The following is a 16,558-nucleotide window of genomic DNA, read 5'->3' as shown; positions in this document are numbered from 1 at the left end:
AGGGCCACCGTCAGACGAGAGGGCACCTCACCATCCGTCAGGCCGGGCGCCCTCCCCAAGGCGTGTGACGCCGGCGTTCAGACGCCACCCAGCGACTCGAACCGCCACCGGTGCACCGGGCGGGTGATCAGCTCGTCGTCCGGTTCCGGGAGTTCGGGGAGGTCCGCGTCGAACGGGGCGTCCCACCAGGTGATGACCAGGACGCGGTCCTGCGGAGCGCGGAAGGTCTCGCGGCGCAGGGGGCGCCCGGTGAGTTCGCGGACCCGCTCCTCGGTCCAGGCCAGCAGGTCCGGGCAACGGCCGGGGAGCGCACGGGCCTCCCACATCAGGGCCACCGTCATGAGTACAGGTTCTCCTTGGCGGTCTCGTGCACGTGGTCGTGGGAGTGCGAGCCGCCCGGCACGTGCGGCTCCGTCACCGGGAGCGAGGAGTCGGCCGACAGGTCCCAGTCGGAGGCCGTGCGGCCCCGGGCGACCATCTCCGCGCCCAGCGCGGCCACCATCGCGCCGTTGTCCGTGCACAGCTTGGGGCGGGGCACGCGCAGCCGGATACCGGCCGCCTCGCAGCGCTCCCGGGCCAGCGCCCGCAACCGGGTGTTGGCGGCCACTCCGCCGCCGATCATCAGATGGTCGACGCCTTCGTCCTTGCAGGCCCGTACGGCCTTGCGGGTGAGGACGTCCACGACCGCCTCCTGGAAGGACGCCGACACGTCACGCACCGGCACCTCCTCCCCGGCCGCCCGCTTGGCCTCGATCCAGCGGGCCACGGCCGTCTTCAGCCCGGAGAAGGAGAAGTCGTACGCCGGGTCCCGGGGGCCGGTCAGTCCGCGCGGGAACGCGATCGCGTCCGGGTCGCCCTCGCGGGCGTAGCGGTCGATGACCGGGCCGCCGGGGAAGCCCAGGTCCATCACGCGGGCGATCTTGTCGAAGGCCTCGCCGGCCGCGTCGTCGATGGTCGCGCCGAGGGGCCGGACGTCGGAGGTGATGTCCGCGGACAGCAGGAGCGAGGAGTGGCCGCCGGAGACCAGCAGGGCCATCGTCGGCTCGGGCAGCGCGCCGTGCTCCAGCTGGTCGACGCAGATGTGGGAGGCGAGATGGTTGACGCCGTAGAGCGGCTTGCCGAGGGCGTAGGCGTACGCCTTGGCCGCCGAGACGCCGACCAGCAGCGCGCCGGCCAGCCCGGGACCGGCGGTGACGGCGATGCCGTCGAGGTCGCGGGCGCCGACGCCCGCCTCCCTCAGGGCACGCTCGATGGTGGGGACCATCGCCTCCAGGTGGGCGCGGGAGGCGACCTCCGGGACGACGCCGCCGAAGCGGGCGTGCTCGTCGACGCTGGAGGCGACGGCGTCCGCCAGCAGGGTGGTCCCGCGCACGATGCCGACACCGGTCTCGTCGCAGGAGGTCTCGATCCCCAGTACCAGGGGTTCGTCAGCCATGGGTCTCGGTTCCTTGTACGCCGTTCCCGTCGACGGGACTCGCCGGGTTCACTGAGGTGGACGGATCGGTCAGGCGCATCACCAGGGCGTCCACGTTCCCCGGCTGGTAGTAGCCGCGCCGGACCCCGATGACCTCGAAGCCGAAGCGCTCGTAGAGCTTCTGGGCGCGGACGTTGTCGACCCGGCACTCCAGCATCACTTCCGCGCACTCGAACACGGTCGCCGCCCGCAGCAGTTCGGTCAGCAGCAGTGAGCCCAGGCCGGTGCCCCAGTGGTCCCGGGTGACGGCGACGGTCTGGATGTCGGCCCCCTCGGCGGAGCCGCCACCTTCGGACTCCGCGCCGGATGTGGTCAGGCCCGCGTACCCGACGATCCGGTCGCCCTCCTGGGCCACGACATAGTGCCGGGTCGCCCCGGGCCCGCGCGCATGGGCCAGCTCGGACCAGAACATCCCGCGCGACCAGGCGTCCTCGGGGAACAGGTTCCGCTCCAGCTCCAGTACGGAGTCGATGTCCCACCAGCGCATCTCACGCAGCACGGCCGTCTCGGTTCCCGTCACTTGGGGGTGACCACCTTGTAGTTCTTGGGGACCTGGGCATCGGGCCGGCGCATGTACAGCGGCCGGGGCGCGGGCAGCTCCCCGCCCGCCGCGAGCCGCTCCACGGCCAGCCGGGCCAGCGCCGCCGCGGTCACGTGCTCGGGCTCGTGCGCCTTGGGGAAGGTGTCCGGGTAGAGCAGCGCGCCGGCGCCGACCGCGGGCAGGCCCGCGACCTCCCCGGCGATGTCGGCGGGCCGGTCCACGGCCGGCTCGGTGAGGCGGGTGCGCGAGTCGGCGTAGCGCGCCCAGTAGACCTCCTTGCGGCGGGCGTCGGTCGCCACGACGAAGGGGCCCTCCAGGTCGGCCGCGTAGGCGAGGCCGTCCAGCGTGCACACGCCGTGCACGGGCACACCGAGCGCGAGCCCGAAGGTGTCCGCCGTCATCAGGCCGACCCGCAGTCCGGTGTACGGGCCCGGTCCGACGCCGACGACGATCCCGGTGACGGCGTCCAGCCGCAGGCCTGCCTCGGCGAGGACCCGGTCGACCGCCGGGAGCAGCAGCTCGCCGTGCCGGCGGGCATCCACCTGGCTGGACGAGGCGATGACGTCGTCGCCGTCGTGCAGCGCGACGGTGACGGCGGGGGTTGCGGTATCCAGAGCGAGCAAGAGCACGCAAACAGCCTACGGCTCCCGCGCCCCGGCCACGGCCGCACCGGGTGGACGGTCACGTACTGCTACCGTCGGTCGGTATACGTACATAGCGGAGCAGATCTGGACAGAGGTGACGGCGGTGTCAGGCACCAGCTCGATGGTCGTGGCGGGGCTGACCGCGGCGGCCCTCTCGACGGTCGGCTTCCTCGGCCACCAGGCGTCGGCGAACGTCCCGCCCGAGCTGCGCCGCGCCGCGGCGGCCGGGGCGGCGGGGGCCGCACGCAAGGCGCTGCCGGACAAGGACCACCCCACCGCACTGCCCGCGTGGTCGGGAAGGGGCAAACGGGTCGTGTACTCGCTGAAGGGCGACCGGGTGTGGCTGGTGGAGGACGGGGACACGGTGCGGCACACCTTCGGGGTCAGCCCCAGCACGGTGGACCCGGCTCCCGGCACCTACCGGGTCACGTCCCGGTCCGGGGCGGTCACCGGATCGGACGGTGTTCCGATCGAGCACGTCGTGCGCTTCGCCGGCGTGGACGGCACGGCGATCGGGTTCAGCGCGGCGGTCGACGGTGCGGCGCCGGCGCTCGACCCGCGGGAGCGCACGGGCGGCATCCGCGAGACGCGCGCGGACGGCGCGGCCATGTGGAAGTTCGCGACGATCGGACGCACGGTCGTCGTCGTCCCGTAGAACCCGGGGACGCGACGACCGGACGGACGGCCGCCGCCCCCGGAACCCCGGGGCTACGCCGCCTCGCGGTGGTTCCGGACCGGCTCGGAGCGCCGGGACTCGGGGGCGCGCGGCTCGGGAGCGCGCGGCGGGGTGGAGACCGCCGCCGCGGCGGCGCAGGCGGCGAGCAGATCACGCATGGGCACCCCGGAAAGCGACTGCGGCTGCGCCGTGGCCTCACGAGAGTTCTGGGTGGCCGGCATGGACGCCTCCTGAAGGCCGGGGGCGGACGTGGTTAGGCAGACCTAACTACGAACTGGATACCATGTGACCACGCCGAGGACACCGAACGCAACACTTTGCCGACACTGTGTCGGAACGAGGTCCGCAGGGCGCTTCACCAGGAGGATCGCAACCAGGTACGGCGCCGCACCCGCTCAGGCCGACAGCACGCTCAGGCCGGCCCCCGCCCACCGCGCGCCCAGACCGGTCACGGTCACCTGCCGCACCTCGTCCGTGGTGTCCCCGACCGCCCGGTGGATGCCGATCCGCAGCCGGTCGTCGGTCAGCTCCTCGACCTTCCCCTCGCCCCACTCCACGACGATCACCGACTCCGGCAGCGAGACGTCGAGGTCCAGGTCCTCCATCTCGTCCAGCCCGCCGGCCAGCCGGTACGCGTCGACGTGCACCAGCGGTGGACCGTCCCCCAGCGACGGGTGCACGCGGGCGATCACGAACGTCGGGGAGGTGACCGCGCCCCGCACGCCGAGCCCCTCGCCGAGCCCCCGGGTCAGCGTCGTCTTGCCCGCGCCGAGCTCGCCCGAGAGCAGGACGAGGTCGCCCGCGCGCAACAGCTTGGCGAGCCTGCGCCCCAGTTCACGCATCTGCTCGGGGGAGGTGACGGTCAGCTCGACGGAGTTCGCGGCCGGCCCCTGTTCAGCCGGGTTCTGCGGTGCTGCTGCTTCCATAGCCACCCACCGTAACGCCCGCGGGTATCGCACCCGCGCGGACGAGCAGGTCGGCGAGCCGGTCGGTGACCACCTCCGGGTGCTCCAGCATGACCAGGTGTCCGGCGTCCGGGACCAGCACCAGTTCCCCGTCGGGGAGCATGTCGGCGATCGCCTCGCTGTGTTCACTGGGCGTCACCAGGTCCTGGGTCCCGGCCAGCACCAGCGCCGGAAGTCCGGTGAAGTGGGCGAGGGCCTCGGTCTTGTCGTGGTCGTCGAACGCCGGGTAGTACTCGGCGACCACGTCGATGGGCGTGCCCTCGATCATCCGCTCGGCGAACCGGACGACGGCCGGGTCCACGTCCCGGGACGCGAACGAGTACCGCTTGATGATCCCCGCGAACAGGTCCGCGGTGGCCCGGCGCCCCTTCTCCACCAGTTCGGCCCGCTGCCCCAGCGCCTTCAGCACCCCCGGCAGCAATCGCCGCACCGCGTTGACACCGGCCACCGGCAGCCCGAAGTTGACCTCGCCGAGCCGCCCCGACGACGTACCGACCAGGGCGACACCGACGCACCGCTCCAGCATCAGCTCCGGATACTGCTCGGCGAGGGCCATCACCGTCATCCCGCCCATGGAGTGACCGACGAGCACCACGGGCCCCTCGGGCGCCGCCGCGTCGATGACGGCCTTCAGGTCGCGCCCCAGCTGATCGATCGTGACCGGCTCGCCCCGTTCCGTCTGGGCCGCGCCCCGCGCCGAGCGGCCGTGGCTGCGCTGGTCCCAGTACACGGTCCGTACGACGCCCTTGAGCGCGGCCCGCTGGAAGTGCCAGGAGTCCTGGTTGAGGCAGTAGCCGTGGCTGAAGACGACGGTCACCGGAGCCGGGGACTTGCGGCCGAACAGCCGACGCCGCCGGGCGGGCGTCGCCTCCGGGTCGGGGTCGAGGTCGTCGACCTCGTAGTACAGCTCGGTGCCGTCATCGGCGTACGCCTTGCCGGGTGTGCCGCGCATCGAGCCGTACGGTCCGGCGGAGTCGAGGGCGAGTCTGGCCTTCTTGCGCATGCCCCGGCCGACCGTCATCCGCTCTATGGCGACGCCCGCGGCGGCGCCGGTCGCGAGCACGCCTATCGCGACGCCCGCGACGCCGGTGGCCCGGCGCCAGCCCCCGCGGGACACCTCCGCCGCGGAGGCCACGGCCTCCGTGATGCTCTCGCTCACGTACCGCTCCCCCTCGGGCCACCGACCGGATCCTCGTTCACATGGACGCGCGGAACGCGGGTTCCGATCCGCGTGACGATCTCGTACGCGATGGTCCCGGCCGCCTGCGCCCAGTCCTCGGCGGTGGGCTCGCCGCGGTCGCCGGGGCCGAAGAGCACGGCCTCGGCGCCCGCCCCCGGGAGGTCCCCGCCCAGGTCGACGGTGAACTGGTCCATCGCGACCCGCCCCGCGACCGTACGCCACTTGCCCTCGACCAGCACCGGTCCGGCGGAGGAGGCGTGCCGCGGGATGCCGTCCGCGTAGCCGAGCGGGACCAGCCCGAGGGTGGTCGCGCCCGGGGTGACGTAATGGTGGCCGTACCCGACACCGTGGCCGCCGGGGACGTGCTTCACCAGGGCCAGCGAGGCGGTCAGGGTCATCACCGGACGCAGTCCGAAGTCGGCGGAGGTGCCGATCGCGGGGCTGGGCGAGACACCGTACAGCGCGATGCCGGGCCGGACGAGATCGAAGTGGCTCTCGGGGAGGGTGAGGGTGGCGGGCGAGTTGGCGATGTGCCGCACCTCGGGGTCGAGGCCCCGGCCCTCCGCGTACGCGATCATCTCCCGGAACCGGGACAGCTGGGCGGCGATGGAGGGATGCCCGGGCTCGTCGGCGCAGGCGAAGTGGGACCACAGGCCGGTGATCCGCAGCAGCCCCTCGGCCTCGGCGCGCAGCGCCCCCGCGACCAGTTCCGCCCAGTCGCCGGGCTGGCAGCCGCCACGTCCCAGCCCGGTGTCGGTCTCCAGCTGCACCCGCGCGGGCCGCCCCGCGAGACGCGCGGCCCGTGTGACCTCGTCCAGCGCCCACATCCCGCTCAGGGACACGTCGACACCGGCCTCGATCGCCTCCCGCCAGGGCCCGCCGGGTGTCCACAGCCAGCACATGATCCGTACGTGATCCGGCAGCCCGGCACCGGGCGCGCGCAGCGCGAGCGCCTCCTGCGGGGTGGCGGTGCCCAGCCAGGTCGCCCCGGCCTCGACAGCGGCCCGGGCGCAGGCGACCGCGCCGTGCCCGTACCCGTCGGCCTTGACGACGGCCATGAGGGCGGCGCCGGGCGCGCGCTCACGCAGGGCCCGCACATTGGCCCGCACGGCGGCCAGGTCGATCTCGGCACGGGCCCGCAGCTCCGCGCCTGTCGGGGCAACTGTCTCGTTCATCCCGCACAGTCTCTCAGAGCACCGCAATCAGCCCCCCGCCCCTCCCTCCCCCACCCGCGCAACACCCCCTCCCCCGCTCCCCCTCTCACCCCCGCACCACACTCCGCCACGCCTCCGCGACCCGCTCCGCCACATCCCGCGCCCCCACTGGAGCCCCGTCCGCCGCGAACCGGCCCGCCAGCCCGTGCAGATACGCCGCCGCACTCGCCGCGTCCACCGCCGACAGCCCCGCCGCCAGCAACGACCCCCCGAGACCCGACAGCACGTCACCACTCCCCGCCGTGGCCAACCACGACGTCCCCGTCGGATTCACCCGCACGGGCCCACCGCCCCCACCACCGCCGACGCCACCGCCCGCACCAGCACCAGCACCAGCACCAGCACCAGCACCAGCACCAGCACCAGCACCAGCGACCAACGTCGTGGACCCCTTCAACAGCACCGTCGCCCCGTACCGCCCCGCCAGCTCCCGCACCGCCGCCAGCCGACCCTCCTCGACCTGCTCCCGCTCGACACCGAGCAGCGCGGCGGCCTCCCCCGCATGCGGGGTCATCAACGTCGGCGCCCGCCGCCCCCGTACCGCCGACGCGTCCGCCAGCCGCAGCCCGTCCGCGTCGATCAGCACCGGGACGTCCGCCGCCAGCAGCTCCGCGACCGTCGCCGCGTCGTCCCCGGCCCCCGGTCCGACCACCCACGCCTGCACCCGCCCCGCGTGCCTCGGCCCCCGGTCCGACACCAGCGTCTCGGGGAAGCGGGCGATCACGGCCTTCCCGGCGGGACCGACGTACCGTACGGCCCCCGCCCCGCCCCGCAGCGCGCCCGCCACCGCGAGCACCGCGGCCCCCGGATAACGGGAGGACCCGGCCGCGATGCCGACGACGCCCCGCCGGTACTTGTCGCTCCCGGCGGCCGGCACCGGCAGCAACCGGGCCACGTCCGCGTGCTGCAACGCCTCCACCTCCGGCTCCTCGGGGAGCGACAGCCCGATGTCGACCAGCCGCACCGCCCCCGCGTACTCCCGCGCCGGATCGATCAGCAGCCCCGGTTTGTGCGTCCCGAACGTCACCGTGAGGTCGGCCCGCAGCGCCCTCCCCCGCACCTCGCCGCTGTCCGCGTCCACCCCGCTCGGCAGATCGACGGCGACCACCGCCGCCCGCGCCCGCTCGGCGGCCTCGGCGAGCGGTACCGCATCCGGGCGCAGCCCGCCCGTACCGCCGATCCCGACGATGCCGTCGACGACGAGATCGGCCCGTCCCACGAGCGCGGCGGCCCCGTCCGTCCCCACCACCCGGCCCCCCGCCCGGCGCAACGCCGCGAGCCCGCCCGCGTGGGCACGCTCCGGCGCGAGCAGTACCGCGCTCACCCCCGCGCCGCGCCGGGCCAGCCGGGCACCGGCGTACAGGGCGTCACCCCCGTTGTCCCCGCTGCCGACCAGCAGGACGACCCTGCTGCCGTACACCCGCCCCAGCACATCCGCGCAGGCCGAGGCGAGCCCGGCGGCCGCGCGTCGCATCAGCGCACCCTCCGGCAGTCGCGCCATCAGTTCCCGCTCCGCCGTCCTGACCGTCTCCACGCTGTACGCAGTACGCATGCGTCCGAGTCTCCCGCAGACGGCCCGTCAACTCCTGTCACCCGCGACATCGAGGTGCAGCACCTCAACGTCACCGGCACCCCGCTGAACGGCATCTTCCTGCGCAACGTGCAGAACGTGGTCCTGGGCCAGATCGACATGCGCCTCTCGCGCGGCCTCGGCGTCCGCATCGACAACCGGGGCGACACCAGCCAGTGGACGCGCAACGTGCGCATCGACAACGTCTACGTCTCCGGCGCGTCCAGCCACGCCGTGGAGACCTACGGCGTCGACCGCCTGGCCATCGGCACGGTGACCGCGGGGGGGGGGGGGGGGCCCCCCCCCCCCCCCCACCCCCCACCCCCCCCCCCCCCCCCCCCCCTCCCCCCCCCCCCCCCCCCCCCCCCCCCCCCCCCCCCCCCCCCCCCCCCCCCGCCCACGCACACCCGTCGTCGCCTCAGCTCGTGCTGAGCATCCCCGCCCGCAGCCGCTTCAGCGTCCGCGAGAGCAGCCGCGACACGTGCATCTGGGAGCAGCCCAGCCGCTCACCGATCTCCGCCTGCGTCAGCTCCTCCACGAACCGCCAGTGAACGATCTTGCGCTCACGCTCGTCCAGGTCGGCGATCATCGGCGCGAGCGCGTGGAAGTCCTCGACGAGCTCCAGCGCGGCGTCCTCGGCCCCGATGAAGTCCGCGAGCACGCTCTCGCCGTCCGGCTCACTGCCGATGGTGGCGTCGAGGGAGGAGGAGTTGTAGCCGTTGGAGGCGATCCGGGCCTCGTTGACCTCGGCCTCGGTCAGGCTCATCAGCTGGGCGAGTTCGGCGGTCGTGGGCGTACGGCCCAGCCGGCTGCGCAGTTCCTCGGTGGCACGGGCGAGCTGCACCCGGGCCTCCTGAAGGCGCCGCGGCACGTGCACGGACCAGGAGGTGTCCCGGAAGAAGCGCTTGATCTCACCGACGATGTAAGGGATCGCGAAGGAGGTGAACTCCACCTCGCGGGACAGCTCGAACCGGTCGATCGCCTTGATCAGACCGATCATGCCGACCTGGACGATGTCCTCCATCTCCTCCGGCCCGCGGCTGCGGAACCGGCCCGCCGCGTAGCGGACGAGGGACATGTTCATCTCGATCAGCGTGTTGCGCGCGTACTGGTACTCGTGCGTGCCCTCCTCCAGCTCCGTGAGCCGGCGGAAGAACTGCTTGGAGAGCTCCCGGGCGTCCTGCGGCGCGACCTGGCCGGGATCGGCGATCTCCGGCAGCTCGGTCACGCTCTGAGCTCGGTCCGTCCTCGCCATCGTCGACGTCACAGTAAGCCCTCCCAAATCCATCGGCACCCGTCCGGGCACCGGCTCGATGCGTCTACCCCGGTTCAGGCGGAGCACGCACCGCCGTACGAGAACAACCGTAAGGGAGTCACCGGCGACGCCCGCGGATCAGCCGTAGGAGGGTGAAGACGACGGTGAGCACGGCGGCGACGACGAGGAACGCGTCGCCCCAGACCGGCAGGTCGACCCCGGCCCCGGGAAAGGCGAGCAACACCCTCATACGACGACCTCATCCCTCCGCGACGACGACCGCCGACGCCACTCCGGCGTCATGGCTGAGGGACACGTGCCAGGACCGCACGCCCAGTTCGGCCGCGCGGGCCGCCACCGTCCCCCGGACCCGCAGCCGCGGCTGCCCACTGTCCTCGCACCACACCTCGACATCGGTCCATGACAGTCCCGCGGGCGCACCCAACGCCTTGGCCAACGCCTCCTTGGCGGCGAACCGCGCGGCGAGGGAGGCGACACCGCGCCGCTCCCCGCCGGGCAGCAGCCGTTCGCTGTCCAGGAAGAGCCGCTGAGCCAGCGCGGGCGTCCGCTCCAGCGAGGCGGCGAACCGGTCGATCTCGGCCACGTCGATGCCGACTCCGATGATGCTCATACGGGCACCCTACGGCGGCCGGCCGGATCGGCCCCGCAAAGCCCCTTACAAGGTGTCACCGGCCCCGATGCACCGGCGCCGCTGCGGAATCCAGTCGACCGATTCATTGAGCTCGACGAGTATTCCGCCGACGTCCTCCCGCGGGCCGTCGTAACTGAGTTCCACCGCCGGGGAGCGCCCATAGGTCGTGAGCACACTCACGCCCTCCGCTTTCAGCCTGTCCTCGTCCAGGACCCAGTCGACCCCGTCCGCCGAAACACAGAGGTCGATATTGGGCTGGAGCTCCTCGACCCCGCAGCGCAGCACCAGCGAGCGGTCGCCCCACGAGGCGACACCGTCACCGAGAGCCCAGTCACGCGCGTGCGCGCCGGCCTCGTCGGGGAGCAGATCCACGACGTCGGAACACTGGGACGTCCCGCCCCGGGGAGCGGAATCGATCCTGTGGGAATCCACCACGAGGAAGGCGGACACCACGGCCGCCGCGACGACGCCCGCCACCGCCACCCGCATCGGGGTGAACACCTTGCGCAGGGTCCGCCGACGCGGTTCTGCAGCTTCTTCGGGTCTCACGGACTCCATCCTTCACCACCCCGGCCCAGCGTCACACACTCCCCCTCCACCAAGCCCCACCGTGATCGGCGCCACGCAGGGAGCGCCGACCACCGGATTCCTCACGACCCATCCCCACGAGCGTTCCGGACCGAGCCCCGCGGACGCCGACCGCGCCTACTCCACCGTGACCGACTTCGCCAGATTGCGCGGCTGGTCCACCTCGTTGCCCCGGGCCGTCGCCAGCTCGCACGCGAACACCTGCAACGGCACCGTCGCCACCAGCGGCTGGAGCAGCGTGGGGGTGACCGGAATCCGGATCAGGTGATCCGCGTACGGCACCACCGCCTCGTCCCCCTCCTCCGCGATGACGATCGTCCGCGCACCACGCGCCCGGATCTCCTGAATGTTGGAGACGATCTTGTCGTGCAGGACGGACCGCCCCCGCGGCGACGGTACGACCACCACCACCGGCAGGTCGTCCTCGATCAGGGCGATCGGCCCGTGCTTCAGCTCGCCCGCCGCGAAACCCTCCGCATGCATGTAGGCGAGCTCCTTCAGCTTCAGAGCCCCCTCCAGCGCCACCGGATAGCCCACGTGCCGGCCCAGGAACAGCACCGTGTTCTTCGCCGCGAGGGAACGCGCCAGCTCCCGTACTGGTTCCATGGTCTCCAGGACCCGGTCCACCGCACCGGAGACCGAGGCCAGGTCCCGCACCACCGCGCGGATCTCGTCGGCCCACTTGGTGCCGCGCACCTGGCCCAGGTACAGCGCGACCAGATAGCAGGCGACCAGCTGGGTCAGGAACGCCTTGGTCGAGGCGACCGCGACCTCCGGCCCGGCATGCGTGTACAACACCGCGTCCGACTCGCGCGGGATCGTGGAACCGTTGGTGTTGCAGATCGCGAGGACCTTGGCGCCCTGCTCACGTGCGTGGCGCAGCGCCATCAGCGTGTCCATGGTCTCGCCGGACTGGGAGATGGCGATGACCAGGGTCTGCTGGTCGAGGATCGGGTCCCGGTAGCGGAACTCGCTCGCCAGTTCCACCTCGCACGGGATCCGCGTCCAGTGCTCAATGGCGTACTTGGCGATCAGCCCGGCGTGGAAGGCCGTACCGCAGGCGACGATGACGACCTTGTCGACCTCGCGCAGCACACCCGCCGGAATCCGGACCTCGTCCAGCGTCAGCGAACCCGACCCGTCGATGCGGCCCAGCAGGGTGTCGGCGACCGCCTTCGGCTGCTCGGCGATCTCCTTGAGCATGAAGTAGTCGTATCCGCCCTTCTCGGCGGCGGAGGCGTCCCAGTCGATGTGGTACGCGCGGACGTCGGCCGCGCCCCCGTCGAAGTCGGTGACGGTCACCGCTTCGCGGCGCAGCTCGACCACCTGGTCCTGCCCCAGCTCGATGGCGTCCCGGGTGTGCGCGATGAAGGCGGCGACGTCGGAGGCGAGGAAGGCCTCCCCCTCCCCCACACCCACCACCAGCGGCGAGTTGCGGCGCGCGCCGACGACCACGTCCGGCTCGTCGGCATGGACGGCGACCAGGGTGAACGCGCCCTCCAGGCGCCGGCACACCAGCCGCATCGCCTCCGCGAGGTCCGCGCAGACGGAGAACTCCTCGGCGAGCAGATGGGCGACGACCTCGGTGTCCGTCTCGGAGTGGAGGTCGTGGCCTCGCTCGGTCAACTCCTCGCGCAGGACGGCGAAGTTCTCGATGATGCCGTTGTGGACGACGGCGACGCGCCCCGCGTTGTCGAGGTGCGGATGGGCGTTGGCGTCGGTCGGGCCGCCGTGCGTGGCCCAACGGGTGTGGCCGATGCCGGTGGTGCCGGCCGGCAAAGGCCGGTCGGCCAGTTCCTTCTCGAGGTTGACCAGCTTTCCGGCCCGCTTCGCCGTGGCCAGTCCGCCGTCGGCCTGTACGGCGACGCCCGCCGAGTCGTAGCCCCGGTACTCCAGTCGTTTCAGTCCGGCCGTCACGACGTCCAGCGCCGACTGCGGCCCCACGTATCCCACGATTCCGCACATGACCGGCAGCCTACGATCCCTCCGCCGCCGCAAACGGCCACCGCCTGCCCGAAATCGGAAATTCCCACCGGTGCACGAGACACCGGTGGGAACGGAAACGGGGTACCTCAGCCGAGCTTGCCGACCTGGGCGGCGACGACGTCCGCCGGGACCTCGAAGTCCTCACCGGTGGCCATGGCGGCGAGGTTGACGGCGCTGAAGGAGACCAGGGTGGCGCCCTTGCGAACGACGACGATCTTGTTCGGGGCCTTGACGTCCTCGTCGGCGGCCACGGTCAGGGTGATGGCGGTGCCCTCGTCCCCGCCCTCGGGCGCGGCGGTGGTGGCGACCTTGACGACCTCGGCCTTCTCACCGGTCACGGTGGCGGTGAAGCCGCCCGCGCACTTCTCGGCGGCGGCGGCCAGGCCCTTCATCGCCTGCACGGCGCCCTCGCCCTCGTAAGAGGCGAGGTTGACCAGCATCTTGTCCACGTCGAGGGCGGCCATCAGGGCGTCCTCGGGGTCCGTGCCCTCGGAGGGCTTCACGGGCTCGCCCGTCCAGGACCGCTTCACGGTCGCGGCCGGCTCACCCTGGGCCACACCGGCCTGGGCGTGGGCCAGCGGCAGACAGGCCGCGTCGTCCGCCTTCACCTGGTCCTTGGCGATGTCGTCCGTCGCCGGGAGCTTGGTGGCGACCTTGCCGTTCTTGACGTCCGACTGGGCGAGCGCGGCCTTCTCCAGCTCGGCGGCGGTGAGCGCCTTGCCCGCCGGGGCGGTGGAGGCGGTCGCGTCGGCCTTGCCCTTGCTGTCGTCGGCCTTCTTCTCGTCACCGGAGCCACCGCAGGCGGTGACGAGCAGGGCGAGCGCGGCAGCGGAAGCGGCGAGCACGGTACGACGGACGGGACTGGTTCTCACGGAAAACTCTTTCTCGAAGATGCGGAGGGACCGCAACGCATAGCGCGCACTGTAAACACAGCGGACGCACAAATGATCACCGGATCACCACCCGGTACACCCTCGTGATCGCCACGTGATCTCGGACCGGCCCCGGCGACGGGTGAGCGTGACGCAGCCCACCTGTCGCCCCATTCGAACTCCGTTAACAATGGAATGTGATCTCTCCGGTCTCCCCGATACCCCGGAGCGCCCACCGGCAGCGGCCGGAGGCGACTCCCTACCTCGATCTCACGCGCGCCGAATGGAGCGCGCTGCGCGAGAAGACGCCATTGCCGCTGTCGGCAGGGGAGGTCGAACAGCTACGCGGTCTCGGTGACGTCATCGACCTCGACGAGGTGCGGGACATCTACCTCCCGCTGTCCCGGCTGCTCAATCTCTACGTCGGCGCCACCGAGGGCCTGCGAGGCGCGCTGAACACGTTCCTCGGGGAGCAGGGCTCCCAGTCCGGCACGCCCTTCGTCATAGGGGTCGCCGGCTCCGTCGCCGTCGGCAAGTCCACGGTCGCCCGACTGCTCCGCGCCCTGCTGTCGCGCTGGCCGGAGCATCCGCGCGTGGAGCTGGTGACGACGGACGGCTTCCTGCTGCCGACCGAGGAACTCCAGGAGCGCGGCCTGATGTCGCGCAAAGGGTTCCCCGAGTCCTACGACCGCCGCGCGCTCACCCGCTTCGTCGCCGACATCAAGGCGGGCAAGAGCGAGGTCACCGCCCCCGTCTACTCCCACCTGATCTACGACATCGTCCCCGGCGAGAAGCTCACCGTGCGCCGCCCGGACATCCTGATCGTCGAAGGGCTCAACGTCCTCCAGCCCGCGCTGCCCGGCCAGGACGGCCGCACCCGCGTCGGCCTCGCCGACTACTTCGACTTCAGCGTGTACGTCGATGCCCGCACCGAGGACATCGAGCGCTGGTACCTCCACCGCTTCAAGCGGCTGCGCGAGACGGCGTTCCAGGATCCGTCCTCGTACTTCCGCACGTACACCCAGGTCTCCGAGGAGGAGGCCCTCGACTACGCCCGCACGATGTGGCGCACCATCAACAAGCCGAACCTGGTGGAGAACATCGCCCCCACCCGGGGCCGGGCCACGCTGATCCTGCGCAAGGGCCCGGACCACAAGGTCCAGCGCCTCAGCCTGCGCAAGCTGTAGCCGGACTCACGGGGCGGTCATGGGCTGTACAGCCCGGGGCTCCATCGGCTGCCGGTGTCGGCGCCGGCCGGATGGGCGGTGGGCCCGGGCCTCCCTGGCCGCCGACCACCCCGGCGGCGGACTTCACCGCAGGCGTCCCGCCCGCACCCCCGGCTACCCCAGCGCCGACTTCACCGCGTCCGCCAGCCGCCCCGCCACCGACCGTGCCTGGTCGATGTCCGCGGCCTCGACCATGACGCGGACCAGCGGTTCCGTGCCCGAGGACCGAAGGAGCACGCGCCCCGTCTCACCCAGCTCACGCTCCGCCTCACCCACCGCGGCAGCGAGTTCCGCGGAGGTCTTCACCCGGGACTTGTCCACGTCCGGCACGTTGATGAGCACCTGTGGGAGACGCTCCATCACCGACGCCAGCTCCCGCAGCGGCCGCCCGCTGCCCGCGACCCGCGCGGCGAGCAGCAGACCGGTGAGCGTGCCGTCACCGGTCGTCGCGTGGTCCAGGATGATGACGTGGCCGGACTGCTCCCCACCGAGGGCGTAGTCCTTGTTCTTCATCTCCTCGAGGACGTACCGGTCCCCGACAGCGGTCTGCACGAGCTGGATACCCTCGCGCTCCATGGCCAGCTTGAAGCCCAGGTTGGACATCACCGTCGCGACGACGGTGTCGGACCGCAGCGCGGACCGCTCCCGCATCGCCAGCGCCAGCACCGCGAGGATCTGGTCGCCGTCGACCTCCTCACCGGTGTGGTCCACGGCCAGGCACCGGTCGGCGTCGCCGTCGTGCGCGATGCCCAGCGCGGCTCCGTGCTCGACGACCGCGGCCTTCAGCTGACCGAGGTGGGTCGAGCCGCAGCCGTCGTTGATGTTGAGCCCGTCCGGGTCGGCGCCGATGGTGACGACCTCGGCCCCGGCCCGCGTGAACGCCTCCGGCGAGACCTTCGCGGCGGCGCCGTGCGCCTCGTCGAGGACGATCTTCAGACCGTCCAGCCGGTTGGGGAGCACGCCGACGAGATGGGCGACGTACTTGTCCAGCCCGTCCTCGTAGTCCCGCACGCGGCCGACGCCGGCGCCGGTCGGGCGGTCCCAGGGGGCACCGGTGCGGTGCTCCTCGTACACGGACTCGATCCGGCCCTCCAGCTCGTCGGCGAGCTTGTGACCGCCGCGGGCGAAGAACTTGATGCCGTTGTCCGGCATGGCGTTGTGGCTCGCGGAGAGCATCACACCGAGGTCGGCGCGGAGCGCGCCGGTGAGGTACGCGACCGCCGGTGTCGGCAGCACGCCGACGCGCAGGACGTCCACGCCCGCACTCGCGAGGCCCGCGACCACGGCGGCCTCGAGGAACTCTCCGGACGCGCGCGGGTCACGCCCGACCACGGCGGTGGGCCGGTGCCCTTCGAACGTGCCCGCCTCGGCCAGTACATGCGCGGCGGCGACGGACAGGCCGAGCGCCATCTCCGCCGTCAGGTCCGCGTTGGCGACACCGCGCACACCGTCCGTGCCGAAGAGTCGTCCCACTTGTCCTCCTGAGGAAGCGTCAGTATCGGAAGCCGAACCAGGGCTCCGCCACCGAGGTCCCGCCGGGGCGCCGGACCCGTCAGAGGTCCTGCCGAGGCTGTGGACCCACCCGTACGGCCGACGGTTGTGCCACTGACGAAGCTTGTGATGTGTTCGGCGGTCGCGATGCGAGTGCGGCTCCGCATCTGCGGGCATGCACCGCAGCGGTCATGCCCGACGCCCGACCATCCGATCACACTAGC

General features: G+C 72.4%; 18 protein-coding genes and 1 pseudogene. 3 read left to right on the top strand and 16 right to left on the bottom strand.

Going from position 1 to position 16,558, the window contains the following annotated elements; all coding sequences use genetic code 11:
• Positions 1–77 precede the first annotated feature (77 nt).
• Genes ACZ5C2_RS14745 through tsaB form a run of 4 tightly spaced genes read right to left on the bottom strand, consistent with a single transcriptional unit; the run spans position 78 to position 2,644 of the window.
• On the bottom strand, positions 78–341 hold the full coding sequence (locus ACZ5C2_RS14745; protein ID WP_468790249.1) for a hypothetical protein: 264 nt from the start codon (positions 339–341) through the stop codon (positions 78–80).
• On the bottom strand, positions 338–1,435 hold the full coding sequence (gene tsaD, locus ACZ5C2_RS14740) for a tRNA (adenosine(37)-N6)-threonylcarbamoyltransferase complex transferase subunit TsaD (protein WP_468790247.1): 1,098 nt from the start codon (positions 1,433–1,435) through the stop codon (positions 338–340). The genes ACZ5C2_RS14745 and tsaD overlap by 4 nt, the downstream gene beginning before the upstream one ends.
• Positions 1,428–1,994, bottom strand: a complete 567-nt coding sequence (gene rimI, locus ACZ5C2_RS14735; RefSeq protein WP_468790245.1) for a ribosomal protein S18-alanine N-acetyltransferase — start codon at positions 1,992–1,994, stop codon at positions 1,428–1,430. Before rimI ends, tsaD begins: the two co-directional genes overlap by 8 nt.
• On the bottom strand, positions 1,991–2,644 hold the full coding sequence (gene tsaB / locus ACZ5C2_RS14730) for a tRNA (adenosine(37)-N6)-threonylcarbamoyltransferase complex dimerization subunit type 1 TsaB (protein ID WP_468790243.1): 654 nt from the start codon (positions 2,642–2,644) through the stop codon (positions 1,991–1,993). Before tsaB ends, rimI begins: the two co-directional genes overlap by 4 nt.
• A 118-nt stretch (positions 2,645–2,762) precedes the next feature.
• Here tsaB and ACZ5C2_RS14725 point away from each other — a divergent pair, with 118 nt between their 5' ends.
• The gene (locus ACZ5C2_RS14725; protein WP_468790241.1) at positions 2,763–3,314 is read left to right on the top strand and encodes a hypothetical protein; all 552 of its coding nucleotides are present in this window, start codon (positions 2,763–2,765) and stop codon (positions 3,312–3,314) included.
• Positions 3,315–3,367: 53 nt separating this feature from the next.
• On the opposite strand, the gene ACZ5C2_RS14720 is transcribed toward ACZ5C2_RS14725, so the two are convergent.
• The 5 genes from ACZ5C2_RS14720 to ACZ5C2_RS14700 form a co-directional block, all read right to left on the bottom strand.
• Entirely contained in the window at positions 3,368–3,556 is a 189-nt protein-coding gene (locus ACZ5C2_RS14720) for a hypothetical protein (RefSeq protein ID WP_468790239.1), read from the bottom strand.
• A 174-nt stretch (positions 3,557–3,730) separates the two neighbouring features.
• A complete protein-coding gene (gene tsaE, locus ACZ5C2_RS14715; RefSeq protein ID WP_468790237.1) occupies positions 3,731–4,261 on the bottom strand; it encodes a tRNA (adenosine(37)-N6)-threonylcarbamoyltransferase complex ATPase subunit type 1 TsaE in 531 nt (176 codons plus the stop codon).
• Complete coding sequence (locus tag ACZ5C2_RS14710) at positions 4,230–5,459, bottom strand: alpha/beta fold hydrolase (RefSeq protein WP_468790235.1); 1,230 nt, start codon at positions 5,457–5,459, stop codon at positions 4,230–4,232. The genes tsaE and ACZ5C2_RS14710 overlap by 32 nt, the downstream gene beginning before the upstream one ends.
• The gene (gene alr / locus ACZ5C2_RS14705) at positions 5,456–6,655 is read right to left on the bottom strand and encodes an alanine racemase (protein WP_468790233.1); all 1,200 of its coding nucleotides are present in this window, start codon (positions 6,653–6,655) and stop codon (positions 5,456–5,458) included. The genes ACZ5C2_RS14710 and alr overlap by 4 nt, the downstream gene beginning before the upstream one ends.
• An 85-nt stretch (positions 6,656–6,740) precedes the next feature.
• Entirely contained in the window at positions 6,741–8,246 is a 1,506-nt protein-coding gene (locus ACZ5C2_RS14700; RefSeq protein WP_468790231.1) for an NAD(P)H-hydrate epimerase, read from the bottom strand.
• A 39-nt stretch (positions 8,247–8,285) separates the two neighbouring features.
• Here ACZ5C2_RS14700 and ACZ5C2_RS14695 point away from each other — a divergent pair.
• Positions 8,286–8,558: pseudogene (locus ACZ5C2_RS14695) on the top strand (hypothetical protein); the annotation flags it as partial.
• Positions 8,559–8,682: 124 nt separating this feature from the next.
• Here ACZ5C2_RS14695 and ACZ5C2_RS14690 read toward each other — a convergent pair.
• The 6 genes from ACZ5C2_RS14690 to ACZ5C2_RS14665 form a co-directional block, all read right to left on the bottom strand.
• On the bottom strand, positions 8,683–9,519 hold the full coding sequence (locus tag ACZ5C2_RS14690; RefSeq protein WP_468790229.1) for an RNA polymerase sigma factor SigF: 837 nt from the start codon (positions 9,517–9,519) through the stop codon (positions 8,683–8,685).
• 118 nt (positions 9,520–9,637) lie between these two features.
• Positions 9,638–9,769, bottom strand: coding sequence for a hypothetical protein (locus ACZ5C2_RS14685; RefSeq protein ID WP_468790227.1), 132 nt, complete (start codon positions 9,767–9,769; stop codon positions 9,638–9,640).
• 9 nt (positions 9,770–9,778) lie between these two features.
• Positions 9,779–10,150 carry a holo-ACP synthase gene (locus ACZ5C2_RS14680; protein ID WP_468790225.1) on the bottom strand — a complete coding sequence of 124 codons (372 nt, stop codon included), beginning with the start codon at positions 10,148–10,150 and terminating at the stop codon, positions 9,779–9,781.
• 45 nt (positions 10,151–10,195) lie between these two features.
• Complete coding sequence (locus ACZ5C2_RS14675) at positions 10,196–10,720, bottom strand: DUF3515 family protein (RefSeq protein ID WP_468790223.1); 525 nt, start codon at positions 10,718–10,720, stop codon at positions 10,196–10,198.
• Positions 10,721–10,876: 156 nt separating this feature from the next.
• A complete protein-coding gene (gene glmS, locus ACZ5C2_RS14670; protein ID WP_468790221.1) occupies positions 10,877–12,724 on the bottom strand; it encodes a glutamine--fructose-6-phosphate transaminase (isomerizing) in 1,848 nt (615 codons plus the stop codon).
• 107 nt (positions 12,725–12,831) lie between these two features.
• On the bottom strand, positions 12,832–13,617 hold the full coding sequence (locus ACZ5C2_RS14665) for a hypothetical protein (RefSeq protein WP_468790219.1): 786 nt from the start codon (positions 13,615–13,617) through the stop codon (positions 12,832–12,834).
• A 197-nt stretch (positions 13,618–13,814) separates the two neighbouring features.
• Between ACZ5C2_RS14665 and coaA the strand changes: the two genes are divergently transcribed.
• Positions 13,815–14,804: a type I pantothenate kinase gene (gene coaA, locus ACZ5C2_RS14660; RefSeq protein ID WP_468790218.1), complete on the top strand. Its 990-nt coding sequence runs from the start codon at positions 13,815–13,817 to the stop codon at positions 14,802–14,804.
• Between the two features lie 153 nt (positions 14,805–14,957).
• Here coaA and glmM read toward each other — a convergent pair whose 3' ends face one another.
• Positions 14,958–16,316 (bottom strand): phosphoglucosamine mutase, encoded by a 1,359-nt coding sequence (gene glmM, locus ACZ5C2_RS14655; RefSeq protein ID WP_468790216.1) that lies wholly within the window; start codon positions 16,314–16,316, stop codon positions 14,958–14,960.
• Positions 16,317–16,558 lie beyond the last annotated feature (242 nt).

This window comes from Streptomyces sp. NPDC031365 (genome assembly GCF_055569765.1).
This window is presented reverse-complemented; position numbering and strand designations above follow the sequence as displayed.

Coding starts and splice junctions, on each gene's coding strand:
- ACZ5C2_RS14745 (WP_468790249.1), bottom strand. CDS start 341: ATGACGGTGGCCCTGATGTGGGAGGCCCGTGCGCTCCCCGGCCGTTGC.
- tsaD (WP_468790247.1), bottom strand. CDS start 1,435: ATGGCTGACGAACCCCTGGTACTGGGGATCGAGACCTCCTGCGACGAG.
- ACZ5C2_RS14720 (WP_468790239.1), bottom strand. CDS start 3,556: ATGCCGGCCACCCAGAACTCTCGTGAGGCCACGGCGCAGCCGCAGTCG.
- tsaE (WP_468790237.1), bottom strand. CDS start 4,261: ATGGAAGCAGCAGCACCGCAGAACCCGGCTGAACAGGGGCCGGCCGCG.
- alr (WP_468790233.1), bottom strand. CDS start 6,655: ATGAACGAGACAGTTGCCCCGACAGGCGCGGAGCTGCGGGCCCGTGCC.
- ACZ5C2_RS14700 (WP_468790231.1), bottom strand. CDS start 8,246: ATGCGTACTGCGTACAGCGTGGAGACGGTCAGGACGGCGGAGCGGGAA.
- ACZ5C2_RS14690 (WP_468790229.1), bottom strand. CDS start 9,519: ATGGCGAGGACGGACCGAGCTCAGAGCGTGACCGAGCTGCCGGAGATC.
- ACZ5C2_RS14685 (WP_468790227.1), bottom strand. CDS start 9,769: ATGAGGGTGTTGCTCGCCTTTCCCGGGGCCGGGGTCGACCTGCCGGTC.
- ACZ5C2_RS14680 (WP_468790225.1), bottom strand. CDS start 10,150: ATGAGCATCATCGGAGTCGGCATCGACGTGGCCGAGATCGACCGGTTC.
- glmS (WP_468790221.1), bottom strand. CDS start 12,724: ATGTGCGGAATCGTGGGATACGTGGGGCCGCAGTCGGCGCTGGACGTC.